Genomic DNA, 25,751 nt, shown 5'->3' on the forward strand with positions numbered 1-25,751 from the left:
CTTTACATCGCAGGCCCGATGGAGCGAGGTTGATGCCGGTCCCGAAGGGCTTCAAACACAGCGAAGAATCGCGACGGAAGATGAGCGCGGCGCGTGAGGGGAAGCCGCATAGCGAAGGACGAAAAGCCAAGATCAGCTTGGCGAATGCGGGCAAGGTGCGGGAGCGAAAACACCGGAAAGTTTGCGCGTGCGGGGTTGTGTTCTTAACGGCAGCGCAGAACGCGATTTTTTGCTCGCTCAGATGTAGGCGCGCCGCGAAGGGACATGGCTTGCGACACGCTCCCGCATTCGCTCACTTTCCAAAGCAATGCGCGATCTGCGCGTCGAAACATGAATTGGTTGGTGATCACGATCATGTGACAGGAAAACCGCGAGGAATCCTGTGCCGCAACTGCAATTTGGCGATCGGAAACATGTTTGATGACCCGCAGCGCCTGCGTGTAGCTGCGAAATACTTGGAGGGGCGATTGATGCGCCTATATGTGGCTGGGCCGATGACAGGATTCCCACAGCTAAATTTTCCGGCGTTTCATGCCGAGACTGCGCGTCTGCGCGCAATGGGTTACGAGATCGTCAACCCGGCGGAGATCAACGTCGATCCGTCGGCTGGCTGGCTGGAATGCATGCGCGCGGACATCAAGCAGCTCGTCGACTGCGACGGTATAGCGCTGCTCGAAGGCTGGGCAAAGTCGCGCGGCGCATCGATCGAGCAATACCTTGCTCGCGCGCTCGGTCTGCGCGTGTATGACGCTCGCAACATCATCGGCCTGGCTGGAGACATGCCCGTGCTCAGCACGGATGTGATCGCGCCGGCGGAAGCAGAAGCTGCATGAAGCGCTCCGGATTCAAGCCGCGAACGAAACCGATGGCACGCGGCAGCTGGTCACGGAAGGATGCGCCGCTGCCCGATACGCCGCTGAGGCGATCGCGGATGAAGTCGCGAGTCAAGAAGCCGACGGTCGCAGAGGGTTCGAAGTATCTCGCGGCATGCCAAGGTGAACCGTGCTTTCTGAGGATGCGCGGTTGCCTGGGCGCCGGCGAGACGGTCGTGCCTTGCCACTCGAATCAGGCGAGGCACGGGAAGGGTATGGGGATCAAGGCGAAACACGAATTCACCGTGCCCGGATGCGCGAATTGTCATTCGCTGCTTGATCAGGGGCCCGGCCTGCGCGAGCACAAGTTCGCAGCGTGGGACATTGCTTTCGAAGCATGGGTGCCCGTCAGGGCCAGAAAGATGGGAATTGAACTTCAGGAGGCAGCTTGATCACGAAATACGTTCAGCGCTTTGCGCGCAACGCCGTCGGCCGCGATTTCGTCGTCGGAGACATCCACGGGTGTTTCGCTGCGCTTGAGATTGAGCTCGCGGCTATCCGCTTCGATGAGTGCATCGACAGGCTGTTTTCTGTGGGCGATCTGGTCGACCGCGGTCCGCAGTCGAGCGCCGTCATCGATTGGATCAATAAGCCGTGGTTCCACGCGGTGCAGGGCAATCACGAAGACATGGCGATCCGTTACGTGGAGCCGGGCAATCGCGATCGTGACCACTACATGATGAACGGTGGCGCATGGCTAATCGGAATGCAGCGTCACCAGCAGGTCGAATATGCCGACGCGATGGCTACGCTGCCCTATGCGATTGAGGTCGAGACGGATGGTGGCTTGGTCGGCATCGTGCACGCGGACATACACGGCAAGACATGGGCCGACATGGTCCAGGCATTCGCCTGCGTCGACAGCAACAACAAGCTGAAACGCGTGACGAACGATGTGCTCTGGAACCGTGATCGTATTCAGTCGGAAGATCATTCGGGCGTCCCGGACATGCGCGCGGTGGTTGTCGGGCATACGCCGCTGAGGCGCCCTGCGGCGCTCGGCAACGTCTATCACATCGACACGGGCGGGTGGCTGCGCGGCGGGAGCTTTACCTTCCTGAATCTCGAAACGCTCGAATCGACGCCGCCGCGCACCCGGTCACTGGAATGGGAGGCCGCTTGAGGCTAGCAGTAAGGATGACGCTTGCGTCGATGATGCGCGGCACTCACCGAGTCGACCACTACGAAACATTCGAATGCCAGGTCGTTCGTGTGCGCGGACCGGTTCGCACGCTGCGCGCTGGGAAGTCATGTGCTTCGTGGATCTACGCCGATGCCTACCTGCCTGAGCAATACAGTGCGAAGGCGGTCATAAGTCCGAATCCGGACGGCACGTACACGGTCGAGGCGCCTATCAATTGGAACAGAAAATCGCTCGCCGCGTTTCTCGCGAGCGGCGATCTTGAATGGGATGTGAGGGAGGCTGAATGAAGGGCGTAATTCGACTCACGCCGATTGTGCCGGGCGAGATGCAGCCTGCCGTATTCGTCGACGGTCGTATCCGCGAGGGGTTCTTCAGCGGCAACGCGGCAGAAGGGCGCGGCTTCCCGCAATGGGCGCTGAGGGCATTCGGCGGCAACAAGGTTCATTGGATGCGCGGCGATCTGAATCGCTGGGGTGATCGGCATTCGCTCTGCGGCCGCGTTTCAGCCGTCGATTCTGAACTGTTCCTCGCCGGTAACTATCCGCGCTGCAAGGCCTGCGAGAAGGCGCTGGCGGTGCAAAAACGCAATGGGGTTGCGCGATGAAAACGACGATTCAAGCAAACGGAGCGCTGCTGATCGTGCCCGAGAGCGATCTGGAAGCCTATGCACTCGGGAAGTGGAGCAAAGAGAACCTCGTCCTCACTGGTATCGACGATGCTTCGCGCCCGAAGATCATGATCAACATGACGGAATACCCGGACGCCCTTGGTGTGGTTCTGATGGGAGGCAATTGACGATGAGCGCACACGCATACATCCAATGGGCCGACGTGCCGCAGGCGCTGATCGACAGCAGCCGTCAGCGCATGGACGACAACGGCGCCGTAAAGCTTGTTGCATTCGTCGGTTGCCCGCTGGTCGGGCAGATTGAGGAGCTGAGCGGCGGCCGAATCCAGATCGAGTATCCGTGGCCGCAAGTCCCTGATCTTCGGCATGGCTTGGGCGACTGGCTTTCGCATCACGGGATCAACTACGTGGTGGTGCATTAATGCAGGCGCCAATGAAAGGTGGACCACTCGCCAATCTGGCCGGACGCTGGGCGAACGAGCCGCTGTTCCTCGAATGGATGCGCTCGACGAACCAGCCAGCGAACACGCCGCGCGACGCCGCCGAGTTCATCCGCGCGCGATGCTGCATCGAAAGCCGCGCGCAGCTCGATCACAGTGCGGAGGCAAAGGCGCGGTTCGAACGCTATGTGCGCGGCCCATACGCCAAGTTTCGCGCGGCGGCGCATGCATGAACGTTCAAACGATTCAAATCAGCACGGGGGCTTGATGAGCGAATTTCAAAGCATTGAAGAACGGCTGGACAACTGGGGATTTACCGTGCGCTCCCCGAAATTTCAAAGCGGCGTGTGCGCGCAATGGGCGCACATGTACGTCGCAATGCGCGATGCGGCAGCGGAAACACCGTCGAACGTGACGCCGGTCGAGAAAGACGGCTGGCTGATCGAGGCAGCATGGTCGGCGATGCCCGACCATGTGTCGAAGTGGGTGTTGAAGTACACATACGTTTTGCGCATGTCGCCTGAGCAGGTGCAGACGAGGATGCGCAAGACGCATCGCGCGGTGCTGCGCGGCCGACGCTTCGAGATCGTGCTCGCCGAAGCGCACGCGGCAATCTCCAAACGGATCGCTGCGTTGTCCGCGCAACAGATCATCAAAAATATTCGAACGGACGGTTGTAAACCCGAACCGTTTGTTCTATGATCGCGCACAGATGACCGAATCCGCCTTGCGCGTGAGCTTTCGCTTCCCGACTGGGAGGCGAAGTCGTCGGTAGAGAAAGCCGCCCACTGAGGCGGCTTTTTGCATTGGAGCGCCGAAATGTGCATGAACCCCGTGACTGCATGGCTGCTGCTCCTGAGCACGATCTGCCTCGGTTTCAGCAAGACGTACATGGATCTCGCCGAACAGATCGAAGGCGACGAATAAACAAGGAGCAGGACATGAGCACGACGATGCGCGCAAAGCTGCAAGTCAGCATGGTGCAAGAAAACTTCGGGTGGGCGCCGGAAGGCCAGCCGAAAGAGAAGTCGACGGAGACTCTGACGATGCACGCCGTGTGCAAAGCGACACCGTACGACGAAACGGGTCTCGACGAAGACAACACCTTCGCGAAGTATTCGCCCGGCGCCACGCTGCAGATCCACATCGCCAATCCCGCGTTGTGGGGCAAGTTCAAGCACGGCGACAAGTTCTACGTCGACTTCACGCCCGCCGAGAAGTAAATCCCGTTCAAGCCAGCCACGCGGCGGTCGGCGCCGCAGCTCACATCCGGGCTGGCACTCTCATCCGAGCCGAAGACTGCTGGCAAGGCTGGCTGAGCGCGCCAATATAGACGGCGAACGGGTTGTCGGCTTCGATGAGAGTGAGGTCGAAAGAATGTCTCCTCCGTGATGAGAGTCGCGGATTCGCCCGCGCCCAACGGCAGCGGGCTTTTTTATTTCCGGTGACTGAATGGCACGTGCCACCAAGAAAATCGATGCGGACGCCCTTGTGGGCGAGATCGCATTGATGCGTTCGTCGATCTGGCAGAACGGCAAGCGGAAGGTGGCGGCGATCATCACCGATGCGACGACCGATGCAGCGCTGTTGCCTGAGAAGGCGATCGCGCTCGTGTCGGTCACCGCTTTCCCTGCGGGCGCGCCATCGCGTCTGATGCTCGATGTGCCGTTATACGACGGTCCGCAAGACGGTGAAGCGCTTCCCGCCGCTTGGCTAAAACGCTGAGGCAATCGTGTTCCAGATCAGTGTTTCGGACGACCTGAAGCGACTGACAAAGTCGCTGAACGATCTGGAAAAGCAGCAACTGCCATTTGCGACAGCGAAAGCGCTGACTGCCGTGGCGAAGAATGCGCAGGCGGCAGAGAAAGAGGCGATGCCGGCAGTGTTCGACCGGCCAACGCCATTCACCGTCAATTCGGTTGCGGTGAAGGGCGCACGCAAGAACGACGTCGAAGCGCGCGTGTTCATTAAGGACATCGCCGCGGCATATCTTGAACCGTTTGAGTTTGGCGGCAACCACAAGCTACTCGGATCCGGCCGGACCTGGCTCAATCCGAAAGACAAGACGCTGCTCAACCAATACGGCAACTTCAGCAAGACCGCGCTCAAACGGTTGCAGGCCCGACCAGACATCTTCATCGGCAACATCAAGACATCGTCCGGCGAGACGATCGGCGGCGTTTGGCGCCGCCCTCCATCCGCTCGCGTGACGAAGGTGCGAGGCAAGCGTGGCTCAGTCGTGCAAGGCAGTCCGCGAGGGCATCTCAAACTGCTCGTCCGGTTCGGCGATGCCCGTCCGGTCCGGCAACACATGGAATTCGGCGAGCGTGCTTTCGAGGTTGTAGACGCAACGTTCGAGCGGGAGTTCGACATCGCGATGCGACAGGCGATCGCAACCGCGAAGCTCTGACGGTGTTGCGAACGCGCAACGAAATGATACAAATGTTGCGTAAAAGCAACGAAAAGCGGCCGGATAGGGGCCCGACGGGTCCTTCCGGCGCCCTTCCGAATGCGCGGGCACTGCGCACTGCGGTTTTCGACCAGCGCTGAATTTTCAAAATTGGGTAACAGGTAACAGATCGCGCAATGAATCAGAGCGAGTTCGCAGCACTCCACGGCGTCAGTCGCAAGACGGTCACGAAGTGGAAGGAGCGCGGCTGGCTTGTCTTTGCGGGCGATCAGGTCGACGTCGAGGCGTCGAACAAATTGCTGAAGCGCTATCGCCGCGACGGCGTGCCCGCTGTTACCGAACCCGCGTCGAAAGCGCCGAGGGGTAACAAGCGGCAGCCTGTTACCCAGGCAGCGAAAGGGGTAGCTCTCGATGCTGGCGAAAGCGCCGGCGACATGGCGAAGCAGATCCTTTCCGGCGACGTCGAGCTGATGGATTTCGACGAGGCTCGCTGCTTCAAAGAGAACTACCTCGGGCTGATGGCTCAGCTCGAGTACGAACGCAAGTCCGGTTCGCTTGTCGAGCTGGACACCGCAACAGCAATCCTCTTCGAGGAGTTCCGGGCGCAGCGCGATGCGTGGCTTAACTGGCCGACCAGAGTGGGTCCGATCTTGGCGGCCGATCTAGGCGTCGAGGCCGACCGAGTTGTCGAGGCTCTAACCGCGCATGTCCACAAGCAAATCGCCCAGCTCGGCGAACCTGAAGCCAATTTCTCCGAAAGGGAAGGCTGACAGGCTCCGTGCGTCTGTTCGGCGCGCATGGACGCCACCGCCGCGCATCAGCGTACCGGCATGGGCTGACAAGTTCCGCAAGCTGGCGAAGGAGGCCGGGAGCACGTCCGGCAACTGGGAAACATCGACGGTGGAAGTCGCGCGCGGGCCGATGCTCGCAGTGACAGAGCCCGGTGTGCACATCATTACCACGATGGTGAGCACGCAGCTGCTGAAGACTGCGTTGCTCGAAAACGTCTTTGGGTACTTTGCACACCTCGATCCGTGCCCGATTCTGCTGCTTCAGCCGAAAGAGGACGCTGCCGAGCAGTTCAGTAAGGAACGTATCAGTCCGCTGATCCGCGTGACGCCCGCGCTGCGTGAACTGGTGGGCACGAGCAAGACACGCAATGCCGATGAGACCCTGCTGTTCAAGGCGTTCCCCGGCGGCTTTCTCGCGCTCGCGGGCGCCGGTAGCCCTGACAACCTTGCACGTCGCCCGGTGCGCGTCATCCTCGCGGACGAGGTCGACAAGTATCCTGTGACGCGCGAGGGCGAGCCTATCGCGCTGGCTGAAGAGCGGACGGCAACGTTCGGCGTCAACTGGCTATCGATCCGCGCGTGCTCGCCGACGGTCGAGGACGAGAGCCGGATCGAGGCTAGTTATAAGGAATCGGATCAACGCCGCGCGTCGATCGCATGCCCGCATTGCGGGCATCGCATGTTCCCCGACTTCTTCAAGCACGTCGACTGGGACAAGCGTCGCGACGAAAGCGGCAACGTCGTTGAGCATTTCCCGAAGACGGCGCGGATCGCGTGCGAATCGTGCGGTGAGATCTGGTCAGAAGGTGATCGGCTGCGAGCGCTGCAGACAGCACGATGGCATCAGACGAGGCCTTTCGAGTGCTGCGGATCGCGGCATATTCCGCTCGATGCCTATGAGCGAGCGTGGCGCGGCCCGGAAGACTCGCGCCAGGCGACGACCGATGCCGCGATCGCCGAGGTGTGGGACTGGTGGGAAAGCGACCGCCACGCGGTGTATCGCGCCAAGTGCCCGGAATGCGGCGAATGGAAGGTCGACAACGAGCACGCTGGATTCCAGGCGAGCAAGCTCTATAGCCCGTGGCAGAAGGACAAGCCTTCAGACATTGCAGCGAAGTGGCTGAAGGCGCACGGCGACGAAGAGAAGAAACAGACCTGGTGGAACACGCAGGCCGGCATGCCATATCGGCCGAATTCCGGAAAGGTGTTGAAGCTGGACGCGCTCGTCGCGCGTGGTGAGCGCTGGGCCGCAGAAGTGCCTGATGGCGTCGCGGTGATCACGATCGGCGTCGACACGCAGGACTATCGCTTCGAAGTCGAAGTCGTGGGTTGGGGGCGCAACGAAGAGAGCTGGTCGATCGCTTATGAAGTGATCGAAGGCGACATGGAAACGCCCGATCCATGGGAGCGGCTCGACGCGTTGCTGAATCGCATATGGCATCGCGCGGACGGGCGACCGTTCGAAGCGATGGCGGTGTGTATCGACTCGGGCGGCCACCACACGCAGAAGGTCTACGACTTCTCGAAAGCCCGTCTCGGCCGCAAGGTATGGGCGATCAAGGGTGAGTCGGCGGTCAGCGGTAAGCGCAATCCGATCTGGCCTGTGAAGAGGCCGACGCGAAAGACGAAAGCGTCTTTTCGGCCGGTGATCATCGGCGTCAACGCGGCGAAGGACACCATCCGGAACCGGCTGCACGTCGAAGAGCCTGGCGCGGGATTCATGCACTTCCCGAGCGATCGCGACATTGGCTACTTCGAGCAGCTCACATCGGAGCGTTCCGTCGTAAAGGTCTCTGGTGGCCAGAAGTATCGCGTCTGGGAACTGCCGTCGGGGCGTGCGAACGAAGCGCTCGACTGCCGCGTGTACGCGTACGCGGCGCTTTGCGGTTTGACGCATCTGGGCCTGAAGCTAAACCGGCGCGCGGATCTCGTTGCGCAACCGCTCGACTACGACGCGTCGCAGCAGGCATGGGTGCCGCAACCCGCAGCGCAGCCAGTGGCTCAGCCTTCGCCGGTACCGGAACCAGTTGGCGCTAAACCAGCCCGAAAGAAACTGACAGGGCGACTCGCTTAGGAACGAAATGGCTATCACGGACGGAATGAGCACTGCGGACATGCAGGCGAGGTTGACCGCTTTGCAGGCGGCCTATTTCGACCTGTCGTCGGGCGCGAAGATCGTGACGGCCACCTACAACCAGGGCGACGGCGCGAAGTCGGTCACGTATCAGCTGAGCGACATTGCACAGATTCAACGCAGCATCCTGATGCTCCAAAAGGCTCTCGGGATCATTTGCCACTATCCACGCGCTCGCAGGATTTATTTCTGATGTCACTCATCGTCGATTCGACTGGCAAGCCGTTTGCGGACATGCCAGCCGGCGGACGTGCGCGCGCGGATTCTGGATCGGGCACTCCGCTGACCATTCCGGGCAGCGTGACGCAGCCATACGGGAGCGCCTTTCCCTATGAGGCGTCGCGTGTTGACACGCCCGAGATGGGCAATTGGTATCCGTGGATCCGTTCGCCGGACTCGGAAATCAATTATTGGCGCGACCGCATGGTCGCGCGTTCGCGCGATCTTGCGCGGAATGATGGTTGGTCGAGCGGCGGTGTCACTCGCATTCTGGACAACACCGTCGGCGCGCAACTGCGCTTGTCGGCAAGCCCTGACTGGCGTGTGCTGCGCCGATTCGCGAAGGGGTTCGATTCAACTTGGGCTGACGATTTCCGGCAGGCTGTTGAAGCATTGTGGCGCCTGTACTCGGAAGATCTCGGCCGCTACAACGACGTGTCGCGCCAACTGACAGTTTCTCAGCAACTGCGGCTTGCGTTGCGTCACAAGCTGGTCGACGGTGAGGCGCTTCTCGTTTCCTACTGGAAGCCGGAGCGCGTTGGAAGGGGCGGCGCTCAGTATGCTACGTCGTTCCTGGTTGTCGACCCCGACCGTCTTTCGAATCCGTATCAGATGGTCGATACGAAATATCTGCGCGGCGGCGTCGAGATCGATGACGACGGCGTGCCGCTCGCATACCACATCCGCAAGGTGCATCAGAACGACACCTATAACGCACCCGAGTCGATGGTATGGGAGCGCGTCGAGCGCGAGGATGAGGACGGTTGGCGTCGAGTAATCCACGACTTCGAGCGCGATCGCGCGGGCCAGAACCGCGGCATCGGCGTATTCACGCCCGTGCTCGCGCACGCAAAGATGCTTGCGCGGTATTACGGCGTCGAACTGCAGGCAGCGACCGTCGCGACGATTTTCGGCACGTACGTCACGAGCCCGTACGATCCCGCGATGATCGAAGCCGCGATGGATTCTGACGGCGGCGAGCAGGAAATGGGCTACTACCAGGAACTGCGCGCTGACTGGGCGAAAGAGCGCCCCGCGATGCTCAACGGCGTTCGTGTCCCGACGCTCGCTCCAGGCGAAGAAATCAAGCAGGTCGCCGCAGCGCATCCGCATAGTGGTTTCGGCGAATTCGCGCACGAAATGCTGCGCTCGATCGCGGCCGCGCTCGGCGTCTCTGCTGAGCAGATCACTCAGGACTGGAGCAAGACCAACTATTCGAGCGCGCGCGCTGCGCTGCTCGAAAGCTGGAAGACGCTCAGCCGTCGCAATGCTGAATTCAAGGTCGGCGCGGCGACGCCGCTGTTCGCGACGTGGTTGCAGGAAGCAATGGAGCGCGGCGACTTTGACGACGTATTGCCAACAGGCGCGCCGGACTTCATCGAAGCCGCCACTGCGTATTCGCGTTGTGACTGGCTCGGTGTGGCACGTGGATGGGTCGATCCTGTCAAGGAAAAGCAGGGTGCCGTCCTAGGCATGGATGCCGGTTTGTCGACGCTCAAACGCGAGTGCGCTGAGCAAGGTCTCGACTGGGAAGAAGTTCTCGCTCAGCGGGCAATCGAACTCAAGGCGTTCGAGCGTCTTGGCATGAAGCCGCCGAGCTGGTCTGGTGTCGAGAATGCCACCGAGGCGTCTACGCCTGAAGAGGAACCCCAAGCACAATGAAAACCTATCCATTCGCAGCGGCGCGTGTGTTTGACGTGCCGCTGGCGATTCACCCTACCAAAGGACAGGTGATAGCGAGGGTGCTCGCGAACCGGTTCGGTGTCGGTGAAATCAATTTCTCTGGAGAGGATTCCGGCGCGCTCAAGCCGATGGCGTTTATGGGTGGTGAGCCTGGCGCACTTGAGAAAGATCTGAACGAACCATACGACGTCATAAATGGCGTCGCTGTGATTGATGTGTCCGGAACGCTTGTGCAAAAAAGTAGCTATCTCCGACCTTATTCGGGGATGCTAGGCTATAACGCTATTCGAAACAACTTCATAGAGGCGTTGTCGGACAAGGCCGTCCGGGCGATTGCGTTGCAGATCGATTCGCCCGGGGGTGAGGTCGCGGCGTGCTTCGATACCGCCGACCTGATCTACCAATCCAGAAAGATCAAGCCCACTCTCGCGATTCTCGACGAATCGGCATACAGCGCAGCATACGCGCTGGCGAGTGCGTGCGAGCAGATCACGGTACCTCGCACTGGTGGAACAGGCAGTGTGGGAGTTATCTGCATGCATGTCGATCAAAGCAAGGCGATCGACAAAGCTGGGTTCGCGGTCACGATCATCAAATACGGCGATCGCAAGGCCGATGGCAACCAGTTCAATCCGCTTTCGAAAGAGGCGCTCGAGCGGTACCAGGCCGACGTCGATGAAATGGGCGAAATGTTCGTCCAGACGGTCGCTCGAAACCGCAACCTTTCAGCCGACGTCGTTCGTAAGACGCAGGCAACCACCTTTCTCGGCGCCGCTGGCGTTGAGATCGGCTTCGCTGACGCTGTGATGGCGCCGGATGAGGCGTTCCAATCCCTGCTCGCCGAGCTGGGCTGACATTTCCCAAACCCAAGAGGTTCAAATATGAGTATTCGCACCCTCGCGGCGCGCGGGCTCTCGTTCGCCTATCTCGGCGGCAGCAAATCCCGCGCAGCACGTGCCGAAGACGACGATCGCCGCGACGATGACGAACGCGCGGAAGACGATGAGATGGACGAGCAGGACCGAGACGACCGCGACAGCGGCGATTCGAAGGGCAAGAAAGGTCGGCGCGCTGAAGAGCGCGATGACGACAAACCCGATGCCGAGGACAAGAACGACGACGAAGTCGAAAAAGACTCGGGCAAAGGCAAGAAGGGCCAGCGCGCCGAAGACGACGACAAGGATCCGGACGCCGAAGAAGACGACGACAGCGATCCCGACGCGGAAGACGACGAAGGCGAGATGCGCGGCAAGAGCGCTGCAGCTCGCGCGCGTCGTCGCGAGCAAGCGCGTTGCGCTGCGATCATGGGTTCGAAGGCTGCCGCACGCAACCCGGTGCTCGCTGCGAACCTCGCGTTCAAGACCCGCATGACGCGCGACGAAGCGATTGCCACGCTGGAGGGCACGCCCGCTCCGGCGTCGGCAGCGCATTCGAACCGCGCAGCGCGGAACCCGAACCTTGGCGCCGATGGCGGCACCAAGCCGTCTCGTCAGCAGGCTTTGGCGGCACGCTGGGACGAGAACCTCAAGGCTGCAAACCCGTCCCGCCGTTAATCAACCATCTGCCCCAAAGGAACTGAACCATGGGTAACCCGACTTACACGCCGTTTCAGGAAAACTGGCACAACGGTGGCTTTCTTGTCTCGCAGGCGAACGGCCACCAATCGATCGAGCAGGGCACGCTGACCGGTGGCGTCAAAGTCCTGGCAGGTACGGTGCTTGGCACCATCCTGTCGGCGCTGACGGCAGTCGCCGCAGCGCTCGGCACGAACACCGGCAACGGTACGTTCGGCGCGATCACGCCGCAGGCTGCGCCGGCGACGATGATCGGCGCATACCTCGTGTCGCTCACGAGCTCGTCCGCATTCACGGTCACGGCACCGGACGGCCAGACGGCGACCGGCACCGTCGGCAGCGCATTCAGCGGCCTCGGCATCGGCTTTACGATCACCGCCGGCGGCACGCCGTTCGCGGCAGGCGACTCGTTCACGCTGACGACCACAGCGACGCCGGGCAATCCGTCGATCGCCTCGGCGGCCGGCACGAACACGGGCAACGGCACCATTGGCTCGCTGAGTGTGCAGGGCTACGCCGCGAAGGCTGGCGTCTACTCGGTCGAGTTCGACGATGCGACGCACTTCGTCGTCACCGATCCGACGGGCGCTGAAGTCGGCCACGGCACGACGGGAGTGGCATTCAAGGCTGGCGGTCTCTCGTTCACGATTACCGCGGGCGGCACCGCCTTCGTGCCCGGCGACAGCTTCACGGTCACGGTCGCGGCTGGTTCGAGCAAGTACAAACCGTTCGATCCCGCCAACGTCGACGGCTCGCAGGTGCCGAGCGGCATCCTGTTCGCGACAAAGGATGTCACGAGCGCGGATAAGCCATGCGCTGTGGTCGTGCGTCTCGCCGAAGTCAACGCATCGGAACTGGTGTGGCCGACGGGCATGAGTGCCGCTGCGATCACCGCCGCGCTCGCGCAACTGAAGGCACTGACCATCATCCCGCGCTGATCGCCACCTGATCAGACGCCGCCGCGAGGCGGCTATTCGTGAATGCATTGAGGCCGCCACCAAGGCGGCTTTTCTTTTTTAAGGAATAAGCCATGGCTGGCGAAATCATCGATATTTTTAACGGCGACGCATTCAGCGCGCTGACCCTCACGCAGGGTGTGCAACGCAACCCCTACCAGCCGAGCGCGCTGGGGCAACTGAACATTTTCGATCCGAACCCTATCCGCACGACGGCTGTGTCGGTCGAAGAGCGCACGGGTACGCTGAAGCTGATCGGCTTCAGCGAGCGTGGCACGGAAGGAACGCAGCGCACGACCGAGAAGCGCAAGATGCGCTACTTCGACGTGCCGCGTCTGATGCATGACGACACGATCCATACATACGAAATCCAGAACATCCGCGAGTTTCCGGAAGGCCCGACGGGTCAGATCGTGACTGTGCCGATGCAGCTCGAGCGCGAAGTTGCGCGTCGTCTCGCGGGGCCGACCGGCCTGCTGGCGAGCGTCGAGTACACGAAGGAATATCTGCGTCTCGCCGCTGTTCAGGGCATGGTGCTCGATCCGAAGGACGGCAGCGTTCTCTACAACTGGTTCGACGAATTCCAGATCACGCAGGCGACGGAAGTTGCCTTCAATCTGGCAGCCGGCACGGCGAACAGCCTTCGCCCGATCATCAATGGTGTGAAGCGCTACATGGCTCGGAAGGCGCAAGGCGCGTTCACGAACCAGACGAAGATCATGGCGCTGTGCGGCGACGTGTTCTACGACCAGTTCTCGAACCATCCGGACGTAATTCGTACGTTCCTGAACTGGGAAGGCGCGAAGGACATCCGCAACGATGCATTCGGCGACGCCTTCAGTTCGTTCGATTTCGACGGTGTCACCTGGGTGAACTACCGCGGCTCGGACGACAACTCGACCGTCAAGATTGCGGACGACAAGGTCAAGTTCTTCCCGGTCAATGCCCCTGGCATCTTTCAGGAGGTGCTGGCCCCGGGCGAATCGGCAGAGTTCATCAACCAGCCCGGCGCGCCGGTCTACGTGCTGCCGATCATCGATCGTGATCGTCGCATGTGGTGGAAGATGGAGGTCTACTCCTATCCGCTGTACCTCTGCACGCGCCCGGAAGTCCTGGTCGGCGGCCGCTCGGAGGCTTAATGCCCATTGACTGGAATGCGGTGGTCATCGGCCCGCTGCAGGGCGTCTTCGGCGAGCCGGTGTCATACACGTCGATCCTCGGCGGGTCATTCCAGATCACAGGCGTCTACGACAAGGCGTTCTTTGCCGTCAACGTCGAGACCGGATCGCTGGTCTCGACATCTCAGCCGACGCTCGGCGTGCAGCTTTCGCAATTCCCTTCGAACTATCTCCCCCAACAAGGCGATCAGCTTCTGATCGTTGGCACAGGGGAACAATGGGAAGTGCGCGAGGTGCATTCGGATGGCAAGGGCGGCGCCCGACTGATGCTCAACGTAACGGGGCAAACCGATGTCTGATCAGGCCGCGCGCGCGGAATTCCGCGCGGTGCTGCTGTCCGCGCTGAGCACCGTGAGTGCACATCTTTATTCGCCTGGTGACTGGAACGTGACAGCGTCGAAGCTGCCGGCGATCAAGGTCCGGTATGGCGGCGAAGAGAAGAAGTCGCTCGGCAATGCTGGTCAGACGGCCTTCGATACGACGAGCGTCTTCGAGATCCGCGTCGAGGTGTCTGCTATCTCTGGTCCGGCTGCGTTGCTCGCGCTCGAAGGCCTGCAGGCTGACATCGAGGCGGCGATCTTCAAGAGTGTGCCGCTACGCAACCTCGCGCAGGACTTCCCGTTCATGCGGACGCAGACGGACGTCAGCGCTGATGGTGAGACGCACATAGGCGGAATGCTGGTCTCGCTCGGCGTGCAGATGTACGAGACGTTCTATCCGGACGTCAACGCGCAGCTCGCCGAGATCGATCTGACTGCCGACCTCGTGAACGTGTACGACCCGACGGGCACGTATGCGAACCCGCCGTTCCCCGATGCCGTGAAGCCGGCACCGCGCACCGAAGGCCCCGATGGACGGGCTGAAGGCTTCGTCAAAGCAACATTCTCCTAAGAGGTGACGAATGATCGTCAAACCTGCACCGGGCCTCAAAGTGCGGCATCCGGTCACGAAGCAGTTTCTGCCGCCCGAAGGCATCGAAGTGCCGGATGGCGATATTTTCTGGACGCGCGTAGCGAACGACGGTGATGTCGTGATCGAAGCGCCGGCGCCCGCAACCGCAACGAAGAAGGCTGGGGGTGATGCGCAATGACCGTTCCGTTCAAACAGATCCCGCAGAACCTGCGCACGCCGCTGTTCTTCGCTGAGATCGACAACTCGCATGCGAACACCGCTGTCGCGAATCAGCGCGCGCTGCTGATCGGTCCGATGACGACGGGCGCGGCCGCCGCTAACGTGCCGCTGCTGTCGGCCGGCACGGGCGATGCAAACACGCAATTCGGCGCGAACTCCGTGCTCGCGCTCATGACGGCCGCATATCGACAGAACGATCAGTTCGGCGAGCTGTGGTGTCTGCCGCTGGCTGATGCCGGTGGCGCGACCGCCGCAACTGGCTCGATCGCGATCACCGGCGCACCGACGGCCAATGGCACACTGTCGACGTATATCGCAGGCCAGCTCGTCTCGGTCGCGGTGACGTCGGGGCAGACCACGGCACAGGTTGCAACCGCTCTCGCTGCGGCTATCAACGCGATTCCGGGTATGCCTGTGACGGCGGTTGCGTCGACCAGCACGGTCAACCTGACGGCTGATAACAAGGGCCTCGTCGGCAACGACATCGACATCCGCTTCAACTATCAGGGCGCAGCGAATGGGGAAGTGTTCCCGACCGGATTCGCCGCGACCATCACGGCGATGTCCGGCGGCGTTACAAACCCGACGCTGACGACGGCGCTCGGCAATCTGCTCGACATGCCGTTCGATTTCATCGCCTGCGCGTTCACGGACACGACGTCGATGGATGCGATCAAGGCATTCCTGAACGATTCAACCGGTCGTTGGAGCTGGCAGCAGCAGGTGTTCGGGCATGCGTTCTATGCCTACCGTGCGACATGGGCGAATCAGACGACGTTCGGCACGGCGCGGAACAATCAGCACGAAACGGTGATGGGCTTCAACGATTCGCCGACGCCCCCGTGGCAGTGGGCATCGGCAATCGCCGCAGTCACCGCCGTGAGCGTGCGTGCAGATCCGGGTATTCCGATGCAGACGGTCGCGCTGACAGGCGTGCTGGCGCCGCCGCTGCAATCGCGCTTCAACTTGAGCCAGCGCAACACACTGCTCTATGACGGCATCTCGACATTCACCGTCGCCGACGATGGCACGGTGGCGATCGAAAACCTGATCACGACGTACCAGACGAACGCGTCGGGCCAGCCGGACAACAGCTATCTCGAAATCGAGACGATGTTCCTGCTGACTTACGTGCTGCGCCGGCTGCGCACGATGGTCACGACGAAATACGCGCGCGTGAAGCTCGCGGCCGATGGCACGCGCTTCGCGCCGGGCTCCGGCATCGTCACGCCGAAGATCATCAAGGCCGACCAGATCGCGGAATACCGCGCGATGGAGTACGAGGGCTACGTGCAAGGCAGCGACATCTTCGCGCAGTCGATCATCGTCGAGCAGAACGCATCGAATCCGAATCGCGTCGACGTGCTGTGGCCGGGAACCCTCATTAATCAGCTGCGCATCTTCGCGCTGCTGGCGCAGTTCCGTCTGTCGACCACGCAGTCCTGATCTGTCCGTCAAACGCAAAGCGCCGTCCGCTAACCCGGGCGGCGTTGTCATTTCTGGGAGCCATAGATGGCGAACAACACAGGCCTCATTGCCGGCACCGCGTATCTGACGGCAGACGGGGTGAATTATCAGCTCGAAGGCGAGCTGAAGTACGACGTCGGCAGCGTGACGCGCGAGTCGAAGTCCGGCCAGGACACGGTGCATGGTTTCAGCGAAATGCCGAAGCCGCCTTACATCAGCGCTTCGATCCGCGACTCCGGCGGCCTCAGCCTTGCCGCGTTCAACGCGATGCGCAACGTGACGCTCGTGCTCGAGCTTGCGAACGGCAAGACGGTCATCGGCCGCAACATGTGGACGGTGGAGGCGCAGGAAGTCGACACGGTCGAAGCGAAGTTCACGTGCCGATGGGAAGGGTTGCAGAACGCGGTCACGGAGCAATAAGCGATGAGCGATACGAAAACGATCGTCCTGCGCAAGCCTCTGAAGCACGGCAAGGACGATGCGGAGACGGTGGTCAGCGAGATCACGCTTCGCGAGCCGCTGGCTGGCGACTACGAGAAGGCAGAGCAGTCGGCTGGCGTGTACGGAACTTCGATCGCCTTGATCGCGCTGCTCAGCGGCGTTCCGATCGATGTGATCGACCAGATGTATGGCAGTCAGATCGACGAGGCCGAAGACTTCATCGCGTCGTTCGGCCATGAAGCTGCGCGGAATCCCGAGCGAAGCGCTGACGAGATCGTCATTCAGTTGACGAAGGCGGTTCAGATCACGAAGGAAGACAGCGCTCTGAACATTGCCTCGCTAAGCCTTAGCGAACCGACGAACGCGCAGAAGCGCAAAGCCGAAGCGGCGGGTGGCCCGTTCGCGCGCATGGTCGCGCTGATCAGCCTGATCGGCAAGGTGCCGAAAAGCTCCGTGCGAGCGCTATGCGCTCGCGATTTCCTCGAAGCCGCGGCGTATTTCAACGGTTTTCAGGTTCGGCGATCACCGGACTCGGACGACTGATCGCCGCACGGGTCTCGATTCCGGAGTGGTGGGATGACCGTCTCGCCGAGCTGACGCACATGATGCGTTGGCCTCCGGACGCGGTCGAGCAGATGACAGAATCCGAGACCCTGCGCTGGCTCGAAAGAGCACGGCGCCTGGGCAAACGCATTGGAGTTGGCGCATGAACATCGGTGGCGGCGCAGGCGCCGTGCTCAGCACCGCCTCGGGGATTGGCAATCTGGCGAGTTCGCTCGCCGCGCGGCTCGGCGGCTCTGCTGCGTCGTATTTCGAACAGTTGCGCCCTGCATCATATCGAGGTGTGCCGTTCGTATCGCTCGGAAGTGAGGCGGCATTCGGTCGTCGCAATCAGGTTCACCAGTATCCGCAGCGTGACACGCCGTGGATCGAAGATCTCGGGCGCGGCGCGCGGCGCATCCGCATGTATGGCTTCGTCATCGGTGACGACGTCATCATGCAGCGCGATGTGATGATCGCGGCAGTTGAGACGGCCGGTGACGGCGAGTTGATTCATCCGACGCTCGGCAGGCTGAACGTCAACCTGGACGGCTTCCGCAGCATCGAGCATTGGGAGCGCGGCCGATACTTCGAATTTCAGTTCGAATTCGTCGAGGCAGGGCAGCGCACATACCCGACCGCCGAAACGGCGACGACGCAGTCGGTGCTGAATGCGGTGACGGGTCTGAACGTCGCGGCCGCGTTGAATTTTGCTAAGACCGCGTTGAACGCGATCGCGTATGGCGCCGCAGTGCTCGGAACCGTCGTCAACACCGCGCTCGGGTGGTACACGTACGCGAAAAACATCGTCGGCGACGCGCGGAACCTGTTTCAGCTGCTGTTCAACCTGCCCGGCGACTTCGGTCGCTTCGCTGGTAGCGCGACGGTGCCGACGTTCAGCAAGTATCCAAGCTCGTCGGTGCAGTCGAATCAGACGACGCAGTCGATGATCGAAGCGGCGACGACGGCGCGCGCGAACGTCAGCACCGCAGCCGACACGATGGCGGCCGCCGCAGCAGGTTTCGACGCGACGACGGTCGACACCTTCACCGCGTCGGTTCAAGGCGTCACGTCTGCCGTTCTGGCGGCAACGAACGACCCGAACGACTCGATTCGGCTGCTGTCGTCGCTCTCGACGTTCGTTCCGGATGCGGGCACGACGACGTCTGTGATTGGTACGGCGATGGGCGATATGCAGTCAGCGTGCAGCGATCTGTTTCGACGCACGTCGATCGGCGCGGTCGCGCAGGCCTCGTCGACGTATCAGCCGACGTCGAGCGACGACGCAGCGCGCGTGCGCGATCTCGTGACCGATCTGATCGACGCCGAGATGACGGTTGCTGGTGATCAGGGCGAGGACGAGACGTATGAGGCGCTCTCGACGCTGCGCGCGGCGGTCGTCGCCGACTTGAACAAGCGCGGCGCGGGACTGTCGTCCATCAAGACGTTCAATTTGCCTGCGCCCATGCCGTCTCTCGCGTTGGCAGCGCGGCTCTATCGCGATCCGACGCGTGCTGATGATCTCGTCGCGCAGGCGAATCCAGTGCATCCTGCTTTTATGCCCACGACTTTCAAGGCGTTGGCAAACTGATCCTCGAGCGGTTTCATGGCAAGCAAAATCTCCATTGCGATCACCGCGAAGAATCAGGCATCTGGCCCGATCGGGCAGGTGACGAACAGCCTTTCGAGGCTGCAAGCGCAGGCGAACAAGGGCAAGTTAAATAGCCTCGGCAGTTCAATCGCAGCTGGCTTCAATTCGAACAGTGGCGCGATTTCGGAGATTGCCAGCTTCGTCGGCAAAGCGGGCATCATCGGCGGCATCACGGCGCTGACGGTGAAGATCGCCCAGATGGAATCGCAGTGGGCATCGTCGGTGCGATCGATGAGCAATCTCGCGGTGCGAAGCGGGTTGTCGACGACAGGCGCGTTCGGCGTGCAGTACGCGGGACGCCTCGCCGGTCTGTCGCCGGAGCAGGCAAACGCTGGCATCGAGCAGGTGCGGCAGACGTACAGCGATGCGCTCAACAACCGCAATCCGGAGGCGCTCAAGCGCTTTCAGGCTGCTGGCATCTCAACCGATCCGAACAGGCTGGAGTCGATCGAGTCTGTACTGACGAAGCTTGCCGCATATGCGGAAGCGCTTCGCGGGCAAGGTAAATATGGCGGTGCACAGAACTTTCTGAACGCGGCTGGCGCAGGCTCGCTCGTCGACTTTCTGAATCGCGGGCCGGCACAGGTTGCATCCGATCTCGCGACCGCAAAGGCTTACATACCGGACGAGCAGGACATCCAGCGCGCTCGTGAATATGCCGACGCGTCGGCGAAGCTGAGCATCACGTACGACCGCCTGAAAACGACGGTCCTGAGCGGTGTCGAGCCTGCACTGAATTCGTTGCTCAACGGAATCCAGTTCTTTTTCGATGCGGCGAGCGGACGAGGCAGGCCGAAGGCGCAGCCGAACGGGTCAGATAGCACAGAGCAGCGGATCTGGAATGGCTTCGAGCGTTTCGGCAACGCGCTGCGCGGTCGCGGCGCAGTGACGATGTCCGAGGCGCAGGGCGGCGGTGCATCGTCTGACACGGCGCGTTCGATGGTCGAGTGGTATATGAATCATGGCCTCTCGCGCGCGCAGGCGATCGGCATGGTCGCCAACGCAACGCGGGAAAGTGGGCTCGACGAGCGCGCGATCGGAGATAACGGCAAGGCCGTTGGACTCTATCAATGGCATCCGGATAGACAGGCGCTGTATGAGCGCACGTTTGGGCGGCCACTCTCGCTCGCTACACGCGAAGAGCAGATGGGCTTGTCGCTCTGGGAACTGCAAAACAATGAAGCGGCGGCCGGAAAAGCTCTGCTCTCGTCTACGCGTGCCGACGAGTCCGCGGCGCGCGTCTCGTCGCTGTATGAGCGGCCGAAGGATTCGGGCGAAGCGAACCTTCGCGCGGGCATCGCGCGGCAACTCGACGAGCAGCTCGGGCAGGGAACGGGAGAGCCCGGAAAGGTTCGGGTGGAGATCGTCCATAAAAATGCGCCGCCCGGCACGAGCACGAACGTCACGTCGTCGCCAAACGTGGATACGCAACTGAAAACCGATCGCCAGCAGGCCTCGTTGGGCGATCAATACGCCTTCTCACCTGGTAATTTCTGATGCCGAATGCAGATCGCATTGTCGACGCCGTAGGTGCGAAGCCCGGCGCCGATGAAGTGCGTGTGCTGATGACGCAGGATGGTCTCGTGCTGACCGGGTGGAAGGCGGTGCGCATTACGCGATCGATCGAAGTCGCGACGTCGGCGTTCATCCTTACCTGCTCGGCTGACGCGAACACGTTGAAGCTGATAGGCAAGGAAGGTGCGCCGGTCACGATTTCGATCGGCGATGACATCGTGCTTTCCGGGTATGTCGAGACGATCGAAACCATCCTGACGCCGGAATCGGACGACATCACGATCACCGGCCGAGGAAAGCTGGCCGATCTAGTCGACTGCTCGTGCCGAATTGACCGCGTCAATGCGAACGTCGGATTGCAGGATCTATGCAAGAGCATCGCGAGCCAGTATTCGATTGACGTTTTTGTGCCGCCGAACGGAACTCAGGCTGCGCTTAACCAGCTGAAGCCTTTGCCGCGTCAGATCATCAGCATCACTGAGACAGCGTGGGAGGTCATCGAGCGGTATGCGCGCTATTGCGGCCTTCTCGTGTTCGAAAGCGAGCAGGGCGAGCTGACGATCTCTCAGGCGGGAACGGAGCTTGGTGCATCTGGTGTAGCAGTCGGCAACAACGTCGAGGCGCTCGTCTGCACGAAGAGCACGCTCGGCACGTTCAGCACCTACAACGCAGTGCTGAGCGCATACAGCGCGGGCGCTGATGACGAAAGCATTCCGAATCTGCCTGTCATAACGGTAGTCAACAACGCGACGACGGCGAACGCGCTCCGGTTCAGGCCGACGTATTTCGTATCGGAGCAGAGCGCGACGGATCGCGATTTCGTCACAAAGCGTGTGAACTGGATGGCCTCGCGTGCTTACGGGCGGTCTCGGCGCGTGCGCGCGCTGGTGGATAACTGGCGCGACGCGAGTGGCTCGCCATGGTTCGTGAACGTCAACTACCCGGTGTCGGCGGAGAAATACGGCATTCCGGCGAACACGATCCTGCTGCTCGCCGAGGTGACCTTCATCCTCAATAAAAGCGGCACACATGCGGAGCTCGTATTCGGGCCGCGTCAAGGGTTCCTGCCCGAGCCGATCGCGCTCGATGTCCTTCCGATGGACGAATCGACGCAAACACCTGCGGAGCAATAGTGCTGAGCGATTTGAACAGGCTGGCGCGCCGGATTCTGTTGCTTATGGCGCGCGGCGCGATCGCGCTCGTCGACGATACGAAGAGCGTGCAGACACTGCAGGTCCGTCTGAATGCGCTCGAGTTGATCCCCGACGTGCCGCGCTATGCCGAATACGGTTTCACGTCGAATCCGCCGAGCGGCACGCAGGCGCTCATTGCCTTCAAGAATGGCGACCGCAATGACGGGTTCGTGATCGCTACGTCGAATGCCAAATATCGCATGACGGGGCTTGCGTCCGGCGAGGTCGCAATCCACGACAACCACGGCCAGTCCGTCTATCTGACGGCGACGGGAATCGTAGTGAATGGCGGTGGCAACCCAATCCGCATGACGAACCTCACGAAGCTGCGCGTCGAGGCACCAATCGAGAGCACTGGCGACATCACCGACAACGCGGGCACGACGGGGCGCAGCATGGCGGCGGATCGAGCGATTTTCGACGGCCACCATCACGTGGTGAAGAACGTTCAGAGTGGCAGCAGCAACATCACGTCGGAAGTTCCGACGGAACAGGAGTAACGCATGTCCGACATCTCCGTCATCTGGGACGTCGACAACAGCCGCGGCGACTGGCGATTCGTCGCTCCGGTTCTTGCGACCGGCAACGATCTGCAAACCGCTGTGCTGGTCAGCATCTTCACGGATCGCGCGGCGAATCCCGACGATGTGATTCCCGACGGCACGGGCGATCCGCGCGGCTGGTGGGGTGACATCGGAGAAGACAAGCCGATCGGCTCGCGGCTATGGCTGCTCGACCGCTCGAAGCAAACGCAGGAAGTGCTGAACAACGCGCGCGACTACATCAACGAGGCGCTTCAATGGCTAATTGATGACGGAGTGGTCGCGAGTATTGATGTGCAGACGCAGTGGGTGCGCGACACGTTTCTCGGCGCGCAGATCACGCTCTATCAACCGACGGGCACGCAGATCTCCATGACCTACGCGTGGGCCTGGCAACAGCTCTCCTGACATGCCATTCCAAAGAAAGACGCTCACCACCTTGATCTCAGAGGTGGCGGCAGACATTTCGTCGGCGCTGCAGGGTGCAGACGCGCTGCTGAGGTTTGCCGTGCTGACCATCGTCGGCAAGGTTCAGGCGGCGATGTGCAATCTCCAGTTCGGTTACCTCGACTGGATAGCGCGCATGTCCGTGCCATTCACCGCCGAGGACGAGTACCTCGAAGGCTGGGCCGCGCTGAAAGACGTCTATCGGAAGGCGGCGACGAAATCGCAATTGACGGCGCAGTTTCCCGGAACGGTCGGCAAGGTGCTCAGCGCAGGGACCGCAGTCGCGCGCGGCGATGGCGTGACATATACAACGTCGACGACGGGCACCGTCGACGGAACCGGCAATATGTCAGTGACGATCGTCGCTGACGTTGCCGGTTCGGCGGGCAATGCCGACAACGGCACGACCGTGTCGCTGAGCGTCGCCGTCGATGGCATCCAGCAGGCCGGCACGATCACGGGGACCGTATCGTCTGGCGCCGACATCGAGGACAACGATGACCTGCGTAGTCGCATGCTCGACGCGTATCAGAGCACGCCGCAAGGCGGCGATGTCGAAGACTATGTCGAGTGGGCGCTTGCCGTTGCTGGCGTCACGCGCGCTTGGTGCGCGCCGAATGGCTTCGGTGCGGGTACGGTCGTCGTCTACACGATGTGGGACAACGCGGAAGCGGCGCACGGCGGCTTTCCGCAAGGCACGGATGGGGTTTCGCAGAACGACAAGGGGCCCGGCGGCCTGCCGCGCGGAACTGTTGCGACTGGCGATCAACTCGTCGTTGCGGATTCGATAGTCACGAAGCAGCCCGTCACGGCGCTCGTTTATTCGTGCGCTCCGATCGCTAACAACTTGACGATCACACTTTCAGGCCTGATGTCGGCATCGACGGCTACACGCAACGCGATCTCCGCAGCCATTGCTGATGTGCTGTTTCGCAACGGCGATCCGCGCGCGGGCACGATCAATCGAGATGACATCTCGGCGGCAATCCGTTCCGTATCTGGCACGAGCGGCTTCCTGATCACGCTGATTCAGGGCGTCGTCGGCGTGACGACCACTACCTATTCAGGGAACATCACCAGCGGGTTCGGGCAGCTTCCCGTTCTCGCGGGCGTGAATTACGTCTGAGGCTCCATGCTCGCACCGAATTACAAGGCAGCCGACTTCCTGAAAGCGCTGCAAGGGCTGATGCCGCGCGGGCGAGTCTGGCCGCGCGATCCCGACGCGGTGCAAACGCAGGTTCTATCAGGGTTAGCGCCGAGCTACGAGCGCGCGACTGCGCGCGCGAACTACCTGCTCGTCGACGCCTTCCCGGCGACGACGTATGAACTGCTTCCCGAATGGGAATCGACGCTCGGTCTTCCGGATCCATGTGCAGGTGTTGCGCCCACGATCGCGCAGCGGCAGGCGCAAGTGCTAGCGCGATTCGTTGGGGTGGGCGGCCCGACGATTCAAAGTCTGACGGCGTTCGCGGCAAACCTCGGCTACACGGTCACGATCACGCAGTTCGTGGAGGCCAGGGCCGGCCAGATGCGAGCGGGCGATGCTTGCAACGGGACAGCGTGGTCATACGCGTGGCAGGTAAATGCGCCGCTCAACACAGTCACGATCGCCACGGCCGGAGCGATGGCCGCCGGTGACCCGCTCGCATCGTGGGGCAATTCAGTTCTTGAGTGCGAAATGAAGGCAGTGATGCCTGCGCACACGATTCCAATCTTCTCTTACACGTAAGAGGCCACATGTATCGTATTGACGACGCGACCGCAGCGACTTCCATTCCGACACCCGAAACGGCAGGGACGGAAGGGTACTTCACCGAAGGCAATCCCGCTACGAACACGCCCGCAACGAAAGTTCGCGGGTCGTGGCTGAACATGATTCAGGAAGAGCTGTGCGCGATTCTCGCGGCAGCGGGCATTGCGCGATCGAAGACGACCTACAACCAGGTCAATACCGCGCTCCAGAAACTGTATTCGCCGGTCATCGGCACCGCGCGTAATGTTGCGATGAGCGTAACGGCGGCATCGGCAACTGCGACGCTCACTGCGGATGAGATTGTCGTCGGCGCGGCGTTGGGCGGCCAGAAGTACATGCTGCCGAGCTTCAACAAGACCATCAACCTCGCGACGACTGGTGCGGGCGGGATGGATACGGGGACGGCTCCGGTTTCGGGTTGGGTGGCGATCTATGCGATTTACAACCCGGCGACGGGGGTGAGTGCACTGCTCGCAAAAAACGCAACCTCCGTTTCCCCGACAGAGGTATATAGCGGTGCGAATATGCCGAACGGATACACGGCGTCAGCGCTTGTCTCAGTGTGGCTCACGAATGCGAGCGGCCAGTTAATACCTGGCCAACTCAGCGGTAGGCGCGTTTCTTATCAAAGTCGGACGGAAATCAGCACAACCGCAACTACTGCCGGATACACGGCGTTTGCGGTTACTGGCGACATTCCAAAAAACGCGAAGCGTGTCTTCGGGTACATGGGTGTTTCGCAGAGCACTAACGGGACGATCAATCTCTTTCTGGCTGGTGATTCGAACGGCTGCGGTGCTCAGGAATGCTCTTTGGGAACTGCCGCATCTGGCAATACGAATAGCACTGCATGCTCGTTCGCAGTCGATGTGTTTGTTAGCCAAAACGTCTATTACAGCATCCAGTACAGCGGTTCCGGGACATTCACAGCAACCGCCAATTTCACCGGTTACGAATTCTGAGGAAGACCAGACATGGCAAGTCTAGTCGTGCAATTTTCCGATTCAACGCAGAAAACCATCGTGTCTTATTTCGGCTCGCTG

The 25,751-nt window shown here is 61.3% G+C and carries 34 protein-coding genes; all 34 read left to right on the top strand.

Features of this window, described 5'->3' with window-relative positions; genetic code table 11:
• Positions 1-32: 32 nt before the first annotated feature.
• Positions 33-833 carry a DUF4406 domain-containing protein gene (locus BMW76_RS01455; RefSeq protein ID WP_090861935.1) on the top strand — a complete coding sequence of 267 codons (801 nt, stop codon included), beginning with the start codon at positions 33-35 and terminating at the stop codon, positions 831-833.
• Complete coding sequence (locus BMW76_RS41745) at positions 830-1,264, top strand: DUF1364 family protein (protein WP_090861937.1); 435 nt, start codon at positions 830-832, stop codon at positions 1,262-1,264. Before BMW76_RS01455 ends, BMW76_RS41745 begins: the two co-directional genes overlap by 4 nt.
• A complete protein-coding gene (locus BMW76_RS01465; protein ID WP_090861939.1) occupies positions 1,261-1,995 on the top strand; it encodes a metallophosphoesterase in 735 nt (244 codons plus the stop codon). The genes BMW76_RS41745 and BMW76_RS01465 overlap by 4 nt, the downstream gene beginning before the upstream one ends.
• A gap of 14 nt (positions 1,996-2,009) precedes the next feature.
• Positions 2,010-2,303 carry a hypothetical protein gene (locus tag BMW76_RS01470; RefSeq protein ID WP_090861941.1) on the top strand — a complete coding sequence of 98 codons (294 nt, stop codon included), beginning with the start codon at positions 2,010-2,012 and terminating at the stop codon, positions 2,301-2,303.
• Between the two features lie 38 nt (positions 2,304-2,341).
• Entirely contained in the window at positions 2,342-2,620 is a 279-nt protein-coding gene (locus BMW76_RS01475; RefSeq protein ID WP_143062188.1) for a hypothetical protein, read from the top strand.
• Positions 2,617-2,811: a hypothetical protein gene (locus BMW76_RS01480; protein ID WP_090861945.1), complete on the top strand. Its 195-nt coding sequence runs from the start codon at positions 2,617-2,619 to the stop codon at positions 2,809-2,811. Before BMW76_RS01475 ends, BMW76_RS01480 begins: the two co-directional genes overlap by 4 nt.
• Positions 2,812-2,813: 2 nt before the next feature.
• Complete coding sequence (locus BMW76_RS01485; protein WP_090861947.1) at positions 2,814-3,065, top strand: phage portal protein; 252 nt, start codon at positions 2,814-2,816, stop codon at positions 3,063-3,065.
• An 11-nt stretch (positions 3,066-3,076) separates the two neighbouring features.
• Positions 3,077-3,316, top strand: a complete 240-nt coding sequence (locus BMW76_RS01490; RefSeq protein WP_245763089.1) for a hypothetical protein — start codon at positions 3,077-3,079, stop codon at positions 3,314-3,316.
• 34 nt (positions 3,317-3,350) lie between these two features.
• Positions 3,351-3,785, top strand: a complete 435-nt coding sequence (locus BMW76_RS01495; protein WP_090861951.1) for a hypothetical protein — start codon at positions 3,351-3,353, stop codon at positions 3,783-3,785.
• Positions 3,786-4,024: 239 nt separating this feature from the next.
• Positions 4,025-4,306 (top strand): hypothetical protein, encoded by a 282-nt coding sequence (locus tag BMW76_RS01500; RefSeq protein ID WP_245763090.1) that lies wholly within the window; start codon positions 4,025-4,027, stop codon positions 4,304-4,306.
• Positions 4,307-4,535: 229 nt separating this feature from the next.
• Entirely contained in the window at positions 4,536-4,808 is a 273-nt protein-coding gene (locus BMW76_RS01505) for a hypothetical protein (RefSeq protein ID WP_090861953.1), read from the top strand.
• A gap of 7 nt (positions 4,809-4,815) precedes the next feature.
• On the top strand, positions 4,816-5,493 hold the full coding sequence (locus tag BMW76_RS01510) for a hypothetical protein (RefSeq protein ID WP_245763091.1): 678 nt from the start codon (positions 4,816-4,818) through the stop codon (positions 5,491-5,493).
• A 176-nt stretch (positions 5,494-5,669) separates the two neighbouring features.
• The gene (locus BMW76_RS01515; RefSeq protein WP_090861954.1) at positions 5,670-6,263 is read left to right on the top strand and encodes a hypothetical protein; all 594 of its coding nucleotides are present in this window, start codon (positions 5,670-5,672) and stop codon (positions 6,261-6,263) included.
• Complete coding sequence (locus BMW76_RS01520) at positions 6,199-8,358, top strand: phage terminase large subunit family protein (protein WP_322789257.1); 2,160 nt, start codon at positions 6,199-6,201, stop codon at positions 8,356-8,358. Before BMW76_RS01515 ends, BMW76_RS01520 begins: the two co-directional genes overlap by 65 nt.
• 7 nt (positions 8,359-8,365) lie before the next feature.
• Positions 8,366-8,611: a gpW family head-tail joining protein gene (gpW, locus tag BMW76_RS01525; protein WP_090861956.1), complete on the top strand. Its 246-nt coding sequence runs from the start codon at positions 8,366-8,368 to the stop codon at positions 8,609-8,611.
• Positions 8,611-10,299: a phage portal protein gene (locus BMW76_RS01530; protein ID WP_090861957.1), complete on the top strand. Its 1,689-nt coding sequence runs from the start codon at positions 8,611-8,613 to the stop codon at positions 10,297-10,299. Before gpW ends, BMW76_RS01530 begins: the two co-directional genes overlap by 1 nt.
• On the top strand, positions 10,296-11,174 hold the full coding sequence (locus BMW76_RS01535) for a S49 family peptidase (protein ID WP_090861959.1): 879 nt from the start codon (positions 10,296-10,298) through the stop codon (positions 11,172-11,174). The genes BMW76_RS01530 and BMW76_RS01535 overlap by 4 nt, the downstream gene beginning before the upstream one ends.
• Before the next feature lie 27 nt (positions 11,175-11,201).
• The gene (locus BMW76_RS01540; RefSeq protein WP_090861961.1) at positions 11,202-11,873 is read left to right on the top strand and encodes a hypothetical protein; all 672 of its coding nucleotides are present in this window, start codon (positions 11,202-11,204) and stop codon (positions 11,871-11,873) included.
• A gap of 29 nt (positions 11,874-11,902) precedes the next feature.
• Positions 11,903-12,832 carry a head decoration protein gene (locus BMW76_RS01545; RefSeq protein WP_090861963.1) on the top strand — a complete coding sequence of 310 codons (930 nt, stop codon included), beginning with the start codon at positions 11,903-11,905 and terminating at the stop codon, positions 12,830-12,832.
• Between the two features lie 92 nt (positions 12,833-12,924).
• Positions 12,925-13,989 (top strand): major capsid protein, encoded by a 1,065-nt coding sequence (locus BMW76_RS01550; protein ID WP_090861965.1) that lies wholly within the window; start codon positions 12,925-12,927, stop codon positions 13,987-13,989.
• Entirely contained in the window at positions 13,989-14,327 is a 339-nt protein-coding gene (locus BMW76_RS01555) for a head-tail joining protein (RefSeq protein ID WP_090861967.1), read from the top strand. Before BMW76_RS01550 ends, BMW76_RS01555 begins: the two co-directional genes overlap by 1 nt.
• Positions 14,320-14,919, top strand: a complete 600-nt coding sequence (locus BMW76_RS01560) for a hypothetical protein (protein ID WP_090861969.1) — start codon at positions 14,320-14,322, stop codon at positions 14,917-14,919. The genes BMW76_RS01555 and BMW76_RS01560 overlap by 8 nt, the downstream gene beginning before the upstream one ends.
• Before the next feature lie 10 nt (positions 14,920-14,929).
• Positions 14,930-15,118 carry a DUF2635 domain-containing protein gene (locus BMW76_RS01565; protein ID WP_090861971.1) on the top strand — a complete coding sequence of 63 codons (189 nt, stop codon included), beginning with the start codon at positions 14,930-14,932 and terminating at the stop codon, positions 15,116-15,118.
• Positions 15,115-16,605, top strand: a complete 1,491-nt coding sequence (locus BMW76_RS01570) for a phage tail sheath subtilisin-like domain-containing protein (RefSeq protein WP_090861973.1) — start codon at positions 15,115-15,117, stop codon at positions 16,603-16,605. Before BMW76_RS01565 ends, BMW76_RS01570 begins: the two co-directional genes overlap by 4 nt.
• Before the next feature lie 66 nt (positions 16,606-16,671).
• Positions 16,672-17,046: a phage tail tube protein gene (locus BMW76_RS01575; RefSeq protein ID WP_090861975.1), complete on the top strand. Its 375-nt coding sequence runs from the start codon at positions 16,672-16,674 to the stop codon at positions 17,044-17,046.
• A 3-nt stretch (positions 17,047-17,049) separates the two neighbouring features.
• The gene (locus BMW76_RS01580; RefSeq protein WP_090861977.1) at positions 17,050-17,610 is read left to right on the top strand and encodes a phage tail assembly protein; all 561 of its coding nucleotides are present in this window, start codon (positions 17,050-17,052) and stop codon (positions 17,608-17,610) included.
• A 163-nt stretch (positions 17,611-17,773) separates the two neighbouring features.
• Positions 17,774-19,198, top strand: coding sequence for a DNA circularization protein (locus BMW76_RS01585; RefSeq protein ID WP_090861978.1), 1,425 nt, complete (start codon positions 17,774-17,776; stop codon positions 19,196-19,198).
• Positions 19,199-19,213: 15 nt separating this feature from the next.
• Positions 19,214-20,755 (top strand): phage tail tip lysozyme, encoded by a 1,542-nt coding sequence (locus tag BMW76_RS01590; RefSeq protein ID WP_090861980.1) that lies wholly within the window; start codon positions 19,214-19,216, stop codon positions 20,753-20,755.
• Entirely contained in the window at positions 20,755-21,906 is a 1,152-nt protein-coding gene (locus BMW76_RS01595; RefSeq protein ID WP_090861982.1) for a phage baseplate assembly protein, read from the top strand. The genes BMW76_RS01590 and BMW76_RS01595 overlap by 1 nt, the downstream gene beginning before the upstream one ends.
• Positions 21,906-22,466, top strand: coding sequence for a phage baseplate assembly protein V (locus BMW76_RS01600; RefSeq protein WP_245763092.1), 561 nt, complete (start codon positions 21,906-21,908; stop codon positions 22,464-22,466). Before BMW76_RS01595 ends, BMW76_RS01600 begins: the two co-directional genes overlap by 1 nt.
• Before the next feature lie 3 nt (positions 22,467-22,469).
• Positions 22,470-22,916 (top strand): phage GP46 family protein, encoded by a 447-nt coding sequence (locus BMW76_RS01605; protein ID WP_090861985.1) that lies wholly within the window; start codon positions 22,470-22,472, stop codon positions 22,914-22,916.
• 43 nt (positions 22,917-22,959) lie between these two features.
• Positions 22,960-24,081: a baseplate J/gp47 family protein gene (locus tag BMW76_RS01610; protein ID WP_245763093.1), complete on the top strand. Its 1,122-nt coding sequence runs from the start codon at positions 22,960-22,962 to the stop codon at positions 24,079-24,081.
• Positions 24,082-24,087: 6 nt separating this feature from the next.
• Complete coding sequence (locus BMW76_RS01615; protein WP_090861989.1) at positions 24,088-24,684, top strand: YmfQ family protein; 597 nt, start codon at positions 24,088-24,090, stop codon at positions 24,682-24,684.
• An 8-nt stretch (positions 24,685-24,692) separates the two neighbouring features.
• Positions 24,693-25,670, top strand: coding sequence for a hypothetical protein (locus tag BMW76_RS01620; RefSeq protein WP_090861991.1), 978 nt, complete (start codon positions 24,693-24,695; stop codon positions 25,668-25,670).
• Positions 25,671-25,751 lie beyond the last annotated feature (81 nt).

The organism is Paraburkholderia diazotrophica, from assembly GCF_900108945.1.
Classification (GTDB): Bacteria; Pseudomonadota; Gammaproteobacteria; order Burkholderiales; family Burkholderiaceae; genus Paraburkholderia; species Paraburkholderia diazotrophica.